The 8,878-nt window shown below is 68.0% G+C and carries 7 protein-coding genes, 1 tRNA gene and 1 rRNA gene; 3 read left to right on the forward strand and 6 right to left on the reverse strand.

What is annotated here, in order from left to right; translation table 11 throughout:
- Positions 1-4: 4 nt before the first annotated feature.
- The gene (locus tag IFT51_RS09630; RefSeq protein WP_192060865.1) at positions 5-1,507 is read right to left on the reverse strand and encodes a catalase; all 1,503 of its coding nucleotides are present in this window, start codon (positions 1,505-1,507) and stop codon (positions 5-7) included.
- 63 nt (positions 1,508-1,570) lie between these two features.
- Positions 1,571-2,041 carry a Fur family transcriptional regulator gene (locus IFT51_RS09635; protein ID WP_192060866.1) on the reverse strand — a complete coding sequence of 157 codons (471 nt, stop codon included), beginning with the start codon at positions 2,039-2,041 and terminating at the stop codon, positions 1,571-1,573.
- Between the two features lie 390 nt (positions 2,042-2,431).
- On the opposite strand from IFT51_RS09635, the gene purS reads away from it, so the two are divergent.
- Genes purS through purL form a run of 3 tightly spaced genes read left to right on the forward strand, consistent with a single transcriptional unit; the run spans position 2,432 to position 5,741 of the window.
- Positions 2,432-2,704: a phosphoribosylformylglycinamidine synthase subunit PurS gene (gene purS / locus IFT51_RS09640; protein WP_192060867.1), complete on the forward strand. Its 273-nt coding sequence runs from the start codon at positions 2,432-2,434 to the stop codon at positions 2,702-2,704.
- Positions 2,704-3,399 (forward strand): phosphoribosylformylglycinamidine synthase subunit PurQ, encoded by a 696-nt coding sequence (gene purQ, locus IFT51_RS09645; protein ID WP_192060868.1) that lies wholly within the window; start codon positions 2,704-2,706, stop codon positions 3,397-3,399. Before purS ends, purQ begins: the two co-directional genes overlap by 1 nt.
- Positions 3,396-5,741, forward strand: a complete 2,346-nt coding sequence (gene purL / locus IFT51_RS09650; RefSeq protein ID WP_192060869.1) for a phosphoribosylformylglycinamidine synthase subunit PurL — start codon at positions 3,396-3,398, stop codon at positions 5,739-5,741. Before purQ ends, purL begins: the two co-directional genes overlap by 4 nt.
- Before the next feature lie 293 nt (positions 5,742-6,034).
- On the opposite strand, the gene IFT51_RS09655 is transcribed toward purL, so the two are convergent.
- The 4 genes from IFT51_RS09655 to rrf all read right to left on the reverse strand — a co-directional run bounded on the left by IFT51_RS09655 (position 6,035) and on the right by rrf (position 8,795).
- Positions 6,035-6,106: transfer RNA gene (locus IFT51_RS09655), tRNA-Gln, on the reverse strand.
- Positions 6,107-6,158: 52 nt separating this feature from the next.
- Complete coding sequence (locus tag IFT51_RS09660; RefSeq protein ID WP_244637119.1) at positions 6,159-7,088, reverse strand: NAD(P)/FAD-dependent oxidoreductase; 930 nt, start codon at positions 7,086-7,088, stop codon at positions 6,159-6,161.
- Between the two features lie 2 nt (positions 7,089-7,090).
- A complete protein-coding gene (gltX, locus tag IFT51_RS09665) occupies positions 7,091-8,581 on the reverse strand; it encodes a glutamate--tRNA ligase (protein ID WP_192060871.1) in 1,491 nt (496 codons plus the stop codon).
- A gap of 97 nt (positions 8,582-8,678) precedes the next feature.
- Positions 8,679-8,795: ribosomal RNA gene (gene rrf / locus IFT51_RS09670) — 5S ribosomal RNA — on the reverse strand.
- Positions 8,796-8,878 lie beyond the last annotated feature (83 nt).

Below are 8,878 nucleotides of genomic sequence, written 5' to 3' on the forward strand. Positions count from 1 at the left end.
TCGATCAGACGCTGACGCCGACCGTCGCCGGGTCCTCGTTCGAACCGGGGGCCTCCGGCTCGACGCCCTTGCGGACGCGGAGACCGAGTGTCGGGTCGACGTTCGCCCAGTACTCGTAGACGCGCTCGCGCAGCTCGGGGCGGGTCACCTTCGAGACGTGACCGACGATGTTGGCGACCAGACGGTCGCGCTGCTCGTCGTCCATGACCTCGCGTACCAGCGTGCCGGCCTGCCCGAAGTCGTCGTCTTCGGCGTGGAGCGTCGCGGCCGAGCGCTGCAGCTCGCCGTCGCTCTCCCAGCCGCCCGTGTCACCGGCGACCTGCGGGTCGGCGTGCGCGCCGCCCAGCGAGTTCGGTGCGTAGACGGGCACCTCGGCCTTCTGGAAGTCGAACCGCGCCGCACCGTCTTTCGAGTACGAGTGCACGGGCGACTTCGGCGCGTTGACCGGCAGCTGCGCGTGGTTGGTGCCCACACGGTAGCGGTGCGCGTCGGCGTAGCTGAAGATGCGGGCGAGCAGCATCTTGTCGGGGCTCGCGGCGATCCCGGGCACGAAGTTCGAGGGGGCGAACGCCGCCTGCTCGATCTGCGCGAAGTAGTTCTCGGGGTTGCGGTTGAGCTCCATCGAGCCGACCTCGATCAGCGGGTAGTCGGCGTGCGGCCAGACCTTGGTGAGATCGAACGGGTTGAAGCGGTAGGTCGCCGCGTCTTCGTAGGGCATGACCTGCACGGAGAGGGTCCAGGTCGGGAACTCCTCGCGCTCGATCGCGGCCGAGAGATCGCGGATGTGGAAGTCGGCGTCTTCGCCCGCGATGCGGTCGGCGTCGGCCTGCTCGAGGATCTTGATGCCCTGGTCGCTCTTGAAGTGGTACTTGACCCAGAAGCGCTCGCCCTCGGCGTTGATCCACTGGTAGGTGTGCGACCCGAAGCCGTCCATGTTGCGCCACGAGGCGGGCAGACCCCGGTCGCCCATCAGCCAGGTCACCTGGTGAGCCGACTCGGGCGAGAGGGTCCAGAAGTCCCACTGCATGTCGTGGTCGCGCAGGTGCGTGCCGGGCAGTCGCTTCTGCGAACGGATGAAGTCGGGGAACTTGATGCCGTCGCGGATGAAGAACACGGGTGTGTTGTTGCCGACGAGGTCGTAGTTGCCCTCGGTCGTGTAGAACTTCAGCGAGAACCCGCGGGGGTCGCGCCAGGTGTCGGGGCTGCCCTGCTCGCCGGCGACGGTCGAGAAGCGCGCGAGCATCTCGGTCTCGACGCCGGGCTGGAACAGCGCCGCCCGCGTGTACTTCGAGACGTCGCCGGTGGTCGTGAACGTGCCGAAGGCTCCGCCGCCCTTGGCGTGCACGACGCGCTCGGGGACTCGCTCGCGGTTGAACTGGGCGAGCTTCTCGACCAGGTAGTGGTCGTGCAGCGCGATCGCGCCGTCGGCGCCGACGCTCTGCGAGTGCTCGTCGCTCGCGACGGGTGCGCCTGAGTTGGTGGTGGTGACGCGTTTCTCGTCGGTCATCTTCTCATCCTGTCTTTCGGTGTCGTTCAGATCGGAATGTCGTGGGGGCCCGGGAGGTGCGGGTCAGTCGGTCAGGACGGGGTCGACCTCGAGCGGCTGGTCGAGCTCGGCGGCGCGGCATTCGGGGCAGATGCCCCAGAACGTGACCTCGGCCGTCTGGACGAAGAACCCGGCGTCGTTCGACGGCGAGAGGCACGGTGCGTGCCCGACGACGCAGTCGACGTCGGCGATGTCGCCGCAGGTGCTGCAGACCACGTGGTGGTGGTTGTCTCCGGTGCGCAGCTCGTACAGCGCCGGCGAGCCGGCGGGTTCGATGCGGCGGACGAGCCCCACGCCGGTCAACGCGTTGAGGACGCCGTAGACGGCCTGGAGCGAGGTGCCGGGGAGGCGCGGCGCCACCGCTGCGAAAAGAGCGTCGGCAGGAGCGTGGGCGCGCCCCTCGAGTGCCGCGAGCACCGCGAGGCGGGGCTCGGTGACGCGCAGACCGGCGCCGCGGAGGGCGTCTCGGGTGGCATCGTCGGCGATCGTCGTCATGGCTTCCAGTAAAGCACTCTTTTGATCTGTTCAAAAACAGATGAGCATCACTCGGAGCGTCATCACAGCCCGGGGAGAGGGGTGACGCCCGGTCGATGGGGGGATTCGACCGGGCGTCCTACGGTGTCGGGCGGATCAGGAGCCCTCGACCGGTGTGAGCGGCAGGAGACCCGATCACGAGGTCTTGTTCCTCACCGCTGAGATCATCCTGCGACGTGAACCGATGACGACGCTGGGAGCGGACTCGCAGTCCGCTGAGCATCGTGCATCGCGACGACCCCTCCCCGGTCTCGCCGCCGTCCCCAGGAGGCGCTGGTCGCCACCGGTCCGCGCCTCCTGCTGCCGTAGACTCGTCGCGTCCACCCGCTGACGTCTCCGCAGGAGTAAAACGTGCCCACAATCGTCGTCGAGGTCATGCCCAAGGCTGAACTGCTCGACCCCCAGGGCAAGGCCGTCGCCGGCGCCCTGGCCCGTCTCGGACAGAAGCAGCTGACCGATGTCCGCATCGGCAAGCGCTTCGAGGTCACCGTCGAGGGCGAGGTGACCGACGGCGTGCTCGCCGACGTGCGCCGCCTGGCCGACGACATGTTCTCGAACTCCGTCATCGAAGACGTCGTGTCGATCACCGTCGTCGACTCCGCCGACGCCCCCGCCGCCGTCTGATGCGCGTCGGCGTCGTCACCTTCCCCGGCTCCCTCGACGACCGCGACGCGCAGCGCGCGGTCCGCCTCGCCGGCGGCGAACCCGTCGCCCTCTGGCACGGCGACCACGACCTCCAGGGGGTCGACGCGATCATCCTCCCCGGCGGCTTCAGCTACGGCGACTACCTGCGGGCGGGCGCCATCGCCTCGTTCTCGCCCATCATGACCGAGGTCGTCGACGCGGCGAACAAGGGCGTGCCCGTGCTCGGCATCTGCAACGGCTTCCAGATGCTGGCGGAGGCGCGGCTCATCCCCGGCGCGCACACCCGGAACGCGCACCAGCAGTTCATCCGCCGCGACCAGCGTCTCCGTGTCGAGAACGCCCGCACCGACTGGACGAACGGCTTCACCGAGGGGCAGGAGATCACGATCCCCCTGAAGAACGCCGACGGTCGGTTCATCGCCGACGCCGAGACCATCAAGCGCATCGAGGGCGAGGGGCAGGTCGCCTTCCGCTACCTCGAGGTCAACCCCAACGGGTCGATGGACGACATCGCGGGCGTCACCAACGCGCGCGGCAACGTGGTCGGCCTGATGCCCCACCCCGAGCACGCGACCGAGCCCGGGTTCGGGCCCGACATGCCCGACGCGATGTCGAGCGGCATCGACGGTCTCACCTTCTTCACGTCCGTCATCGAGAGGGCCCTCGCCAGATGAGCATCGACAGCAAGAACACAGCGGAGCAGATCGACGTGCGCCCCGAGGGCCACGTGCCCGACACCGTGGCGAACGCCGCGGCGACCCCCGACAGAGAACAGCCCTACGGCGCCCTCGGCCTCAAGGCCGACGAGTACGCGTCGATCCGCGAGATCCTCGGCCGCCGCCCCACGAGCGGCGAGCTCGCCATGTACTCGGTGATGTGGAGCGAGCACTGCTCGTACAAGTCGAGCAAGATCTACCTCCGGCAGTTCGGCCAGAAGGTCACGCCCGCCATGAAGAAGGACCTCATGGTCGGCATGGGCGAGAACGCCGGCGTCGTCGACGTAGGAGGCGGTTGGGCCGTGACCTTCAAGGTCGAGTCCCACAATCACCCCAGCTACATCGAGCCCTTCCAGGGTGCCGCCACCGGCGTCGGCGGCATCGTCCGCGACATCATCTCCATGGGGGCCCGCCCGGTCGCCGTGATGGACCAGCTCCGCTTCGGTGCCATCGACGCGCCCGACACGGCGCGCGTCGTCGATGGCGTCGTGGGCGGCATCAGCTTCTACGCGAACTGCCTCGGTCTGCCCAACATCGGCGGCGAGACCTACTTCGACGCCGTCTACCAGGGCAACCCCCTCGTCAACGCCCTCGCGGTCGGCGTCCTGCGTCATGAGGACCTGCACCTGGCGAACGCCCGCGGTGTGGGCAACAAGGTCGTGCTCTTCGGTGCTCGCACGGGCGGCGACGGGATCGGCGGCGCCTCCATCCTCGCCTCCGACACGTTCTCGTCGGGTGGCCCGACCAAGCGGCCGGCCGTGCAGGTGGGCGACCCCTTCGCCGAGAAGGTGCTCATCGAGTGCTGCCTCGAGCTGTTCCGCGACGAGCTGGTCGAGGGCATTCAAGACCTCGGCGCCGCCGGCATCAGCTGCGCCACGTCAGAGCTCGCATCCAACGGCGACGGCGGCATGTTCATCGAGCTCGACAAGGTGCTGCTGCGCGACCCGTCGCTCACCGCCGAGGAGATCCTGATGAGCGAGAGCCAGGAGCGCATGATGGCCGTCGTCGAGCCGTCGAAGCTCGAGGCGTTCCTCGCCGTCACGGCCAAGTGGGACGTCGAGACGAGCGTCCTCGGCGAGGTCACCGACACCGGCCGGCTGGTGATCGACTGGCACGGCGAGGAGATCGTCAACGTCGAGCCGCGCACCGTCGCGGTCGACGGCCCGGTCTACGAGCGACCCGTCGCGTACCCGACCTGGATCGACGCCCTGCAGGCGGACTCCGCCTCGGCGCTCCCCCGCCCCACGGGCAACAGCGTGCTGCGCGAGCAGTTCCTCGAACTGCTCGGCTCGGCGAACCTGTCGGACAAGAGCTGGGTCACCAACCAGTACGACACCTACGTGCTCGGCAACACCGCTCTGAGCTTCCCCGACGACGGCGGCATGATCCGCGTCGACGAAGAGAGCGGCCTCGGCTTCGCCATCGCCACCGACGCCAACGGCCGGTACTGCCAGCTCGATCCGAAGCAGGGCGCCCGTCTGGCCCTCGCCGAGGCGTACCGCAACGTCGCCGTGACGGGTGCGGTGCCCGCCGCCGTGACGGACTGCCTGAACTTCGGCAGCCCCGAGAACCCCGAGGTCATGTGGCAGTTCTCGCAAACCGTCGAGGGCCTCGCCGACGGGTGCCTCGAACTCGAGATCCCCGTCACCGGTGGCAACGTCTCGTTCTACAACCAGACCGGCACCGTCCCGATCCACCCCACGCCGGTCGTGGGCGTGCTCGGCGTCATCCAGGACGTCGCTAAGCGCGTCCCGTCCGGCTGGCAGGACGAAGGCGACAACATCTACCTGCTCGGCACCACGGCGCTCGAGCTCGACGGCTCGGCATGGGCCGGCGTGATCCACGACCACCTCGGCGGCCGTCCGCCCGCGGTCGACCTCGACGCCGAGCGGCAGCTGGCCCAGCTGCTGGCCGCCGGTGCCGATCAGTCACTCCTCGCGGCGGCGCACGACCTCAGCGACGGCGGCCTCGCGCAGGCCCTGGCGGAGTCGGTCCTGCGGTTCGGCGTCGGTGCGCGGGTCTGGCTCGGCGAACTGCTCGAGCGCGACGGCATCGACGCGGCCACGGCGCTCTTCAGCGAGTCGACCGGCCGAGTGATCGTGTCGGTGCCCCGCGAGGACGACGTGCGGTTCCGTGGCCTCTGCGAAGGTCGCGGCTACCCGGTGGCCCGCATCGGAGTCACCGACGGCGCGTCGGAGTCGCTCGAGATCCAGGATGTCTTCACGGTCTCGCTCGACGAGCTGCGACGCACCCACCGCGCGACGCTCCCCGCGCGCTTCGGAGCGACCATCCCGCAGTAGCAACCACGCAGCACCACGGACGCCCTCGCCATCCCGGCGGGGGCGTCCTTCGTCTGCGCCGGGCCCATAGCGCCGACCACGTTCCACGGTGGTCAGAAGACGCCCCTCAGAGCCGCACGAAGGGCCACAACCGCCCACCCTGCCCCGCGCCCCCGGACAAGTGCCCCACGCTGGTCACAAGACGCCCCTCCCCGCCGCCGGAAGGGCCACAAACGACCACCCTGACCCGCGCCTCCTGGGTCGGCGCGGGACGCAGAAAGGCCCCGACCAAGAGGTCGGGGCCTTTCTCGATGCTGGGGTACCTGGACTCGAACCAAGAACAACTGAACCAGAATCAGTCGTGTTGCCAATTACACCATACCCCAATGATGACACACGTCAGTGCTACATCACTCGGCTCAAACTCGAACCGAGAACCTACTGTACAGCATCACCGAGGCCACGTGCGACACCGATCAGATCGCGGTTGACGACAGCCGCGACCGACGCTCCCGAGCCCGCTGCCACGATCAGCTGCTGCGGCCCCGGCGCCGTCGACTCCCCCGCGGCGTAGAGGCCATCGACCGTCGTGCGGCCGTGCGCGTCGACGACGAGCAGACCGTCCGAGTCGAGCATCGCTCCGGTGGTGGCGACGTACTCGAGTGCACCCGACCAGGCGGGACGCACGAAGCCGCCGGTCCGCTCGACCCGGGTGCCGTCGTCGAGCACGACGGCGCGCATCCCGTCGCGGTCCGCATCGATCGACGCCACACGGCGGCGTTCCACGGTCACCCCGCGTGACCCGAGATCGGCCTCTTCGCTCGGCGTGACGACGTCAGCCCCGTTGGTGAAGACGACCAGGTCGGCCGACCACTGCAGCAGCAGATGCGCCCGCTCGGCGAGGTCGGGGTGCTCGCCGATCACAGCCAGAGGCTGATCACGCTTGTCGTACCCGTCGCACTCGATGCAGCTGTGGATGAACGTGCCGTAGAACGCCTTCAGGCCGTCGATCTCGGGCAGGGTCTCGTGCAGCCCGGTTGCAACGACCACGACCCCTGCGGTCGCGCTGCTGGTGCGCCCACGGAAATCGCAGTCGATCTCGAAGCCGCCGTCGACGACCGCCACTGACGTGGCCATCGTCATCCGATGCTCGGCACCCTCGTACCGCAGGAACTCGTCGCGGCCGAGCTTGCGCAGCTCGAGCGGCGAGATGCCGTCGCGAGTGAGGTACCCGTGAGACAGCAGCGTCGCGGAGTTGCGCGGCCGGTTGCCGTCGATGAGCAGCACGCGACGGCGGGCGCGGGCGAGATTGAGGGCTGCGCTGAGCCCGGCTGGCCCGCCCCCGATCACCGCGACTTCGTACTCCATGCTCATGAGCGTGCTGCGAGCCTCTCGAGACGGGCCATCGTCGACTCGCGACCGAGGATCTCCATGGACTCGAACAGCGGAGGGCTCACCCGTCGACCGGACAGCGCGACGCGCAGTGGGCCGAAGGCGACGCGAGGCTTGAGCCCGAGCCCGTCGACGAGCGCCCCCTTGAGTGCCTCCTGGATGTCGGCGTGATTCCACGACGTCAGCTTCTGCAGAGCCTCCGAGGAGGCGCGCAGCACCTGGACATGCCCCTCCGGCAACGAGGCGATCGCGTCCTCTTCGTAGACGAGTTCGTCGTCGCTCGTGAAGAGGAACGACAGCATGCCACGCGCCTCTCCGAGCAGAGTCACGCGCTCTTGGACGAGCGGAGCCGCCTCGCCGAGCACTCGACGCTCCGACTCGGTGATCGGATCGGAGACGACGCCCTCGAGATAGGGCAGAAGACGGTCGACGAAGTCGTCGGCCTCGAGACGACGGATGTGGTCTCCGTTGATCGATTCGGCCTTCTTCAGATCGAAGCGTGCGGGATTGGGATTGACGTCCACGACATCGAAGGCCTCGACCATCTCGTCGATCGAGAAGACGTCCCGATCGTGCGTCAGCGACCAGCCGAGCAGAGCGAGGTAGTTGACCAGGCCCTCCGGGACGAAACCACGGTCGCGGTGATGGAAGAGGTTGGCCTCGGGGTCGCGCTTCGACAGCTTCTTGTTCTTCTCACCCATGACGTAGGGGAGGTGTCCGAAGCGCGGCACGAAGGTGGTGATGCCCAACTCGACGAGAGCTTCGTACAGAGCGATCTGCCGGGGTGTCGACGAAAGGAGGTCCTCGCCGCGGAGCACGTGCGTGATGCCCATCAGCGCGTCGTCGAGGGGGTTGACGAAAGTGTACAGAGGGACGCCGTTGGGCCGGACAACGACGAAGTCGGTGAACGAGCCGGCCGGGAACGTGATGTCGCCACGAACGAGATCGTCGAAGCTGAGGTCGCGGTCGGGGACTCGCAGTCGGAGCGCCGGCTGACGGCCCTCTGCACGGAACGACGCACGCTGCTCGTCGGTGAGCTCACGCTCGAAGTTGTCGTAGCCCTGCTTGGGGTCGCGACCGTTGGCGATGTTCCGCGCCTCGATCTCCTCGCCCGTGGCGAAGCTCTCGTAGAGGAGTCCGCGCTCGAGCAGCTGATCGATGACACCACGATAGATGTCGTGACGCTGCGACTGCCGGTACGGCCCGTGCGGGCCGCCGACGTCGACACCTTCGTCCCAGTCGATCTTGAGCCACCGAAGACCGTCGAGGATCTGCTCGTAACTCTCTTCGCTGTCACGGGCCGCATCGGTGTCCTCGATGCGGAAGACGAGCTTGCCGCCCGTGTGACGTGCATAAGCCCAGTTGAACAGGGCCGTCCGGATCAGGCCGACGTGAGGCGTGCCAGTGGGCGAGGGGCAGAACCGGACGCGCACATCAGTGCCGGTCGCGGTGGAGAAGGGAGCAGACATCGAGGATGATCTTACCGCTTCACCCACGACTGCCGAAGGCGCGTTAAACGCAGAAAGCCCCTTCCGAAGAAGGGGCTCTCTGATCTTACTAAAAGGAGTCCGGCGGTGTCCTACTCTCCCACAAGGTCCCCCTTGCAGTACCATCGGCGCTGAGAGTCTTAGCTTCCGGGTTCGGAATGTAACCGGGCGTTTCCCTCTCGCTATGGCCGCCGAAACATTTACCACACACGGACCCTCAGGGCCAGCGGTGAAGTCTGTTTCAGACCATGCACCCACCCCCACCCCGAAAGATGACGG

This window comes from Frigoribacterium sp. CFBP 13712 (assembly GCF_014842255.1).
In the GTDB taxonomy this organism is placed as follows: domain Bacteria; phylum Actinomycetota; class Actinomycetes; order Actinomycetales; family Microbacteriaceae; genus Frigoribacterium.

Bases quoted from the DNA above. Each gene is read 5' to 3' on its own strand.
- gltX (WP_192060871.1), bottom strand. From the start codon at position 8,581: ATGTCTGCTCCCTTCTCCACCGCGACCGGCACTGATGTGCGCGTCCGG.
- IFT51_RS09635 (WP_192060866.1), bottom strand. From the start codon at position 2,041: ATGACGACGATCGCCGACGATGCCACCCGAGACGCCCTCCGCGGCGCC.
- purQ (WP_192060868.1), top strand. From the start codon at position 2,704: ATGCGCGTCGGCGTCGTCACCTTCCCCGGCTCCCTCGACGACCGCGAC.
- IFT51_RS09630 (WP_192060865.1), bottom strand. From the start codon at position 1,507: ATGACCGACGAGAAACGCGTCACCACCACCAACTCAGGCGCACCCGTC.
- IFT51_RS09660 (WP_244637119.1), bottom strand. From the start codon at position 7,088: ATGGAGTACGAAGTCGCGGTGATCGGGGGCGGGCCAGCCGGGCTCAGC.
- purL (WP_192060869.1), top strand. From the start codon at position 3,396: ATGAGCATCGACAGCAAGAACACAGCGGAGCAGATCGACGTGCGCCCC.